General features: G+C 44.2%; 1 pseudogene. It reads right to left on the minus strand.

Going from position 1 to position 570, the window contains the following annotated elements:
• Positions 1 to 176: 176 nt before the first annotated feature.
• Positions 177 to 474: pseudogene (locus PBA01S_RS22630) on the minus strand (helix-turn-helix domain-containing protein); the annotation flags it as partial.
• Positions 475 to 570 lie beyond the last annotated feature (96 nt).

Below are 570 nucleotides of genomic sequence, written 5' to 3' on the forward strand. Positions count from 1 at the left end.
GGATTCAGAGTTCGCGAATTTTCACTACCATGTGGTTCTCGAGTTTATTTTCTCCCTTGCCTTCAAGCGATAGTAAGTGGCGCGAGGGATTCCGATCCAGGCGCAAGCTTGTTGCACACTCACTTCTCCTCGAATCGACTCAATCCACTCTATTACAATCTTTGACGATGCCCCCTCTCCATCTCGTTGTACTTTTTTAGCAGCTCTAGTTGTTGTTTCAAAAACCGGTTCTCCGCCTTAACCTTCCCTAATTCCGAGGTATGTTCGGGTCCTTTGCCATAGCTGTATTGTTTACCTACTGGCTGCTCTAAACGGTTCTGCTCGCCATTGCGATACCATCTCATCCAAGTTTCCGCTTGTGTCTTATTTCGGATATTTAATTGCTCCATAATTTCCTTCACCGGTGTACCAGACATTTTCATTTCAATTGCCTTCATTTTAACTTCTAGGGGGATAACTAACTCTTGTTCCCAATGAAAAAAACACCTCCAAGGTTGTCTCCATATCTTACGACATGGGCGAATTTTCTTGAAGGTGTTTTTATTTGTCCCACACTATGGGGTCAGTCCC

The sequence above is a fragment of the Paenibacillus barengoltzii NBRC 101215 genome (assembly GCF_004000745.1).
Lineage (GTDB): Bacteria > Bacillota > Bacilli > Paenibacillales > Paenibacillaceae > Fontibacillus > Fontibacillus barengoltzii.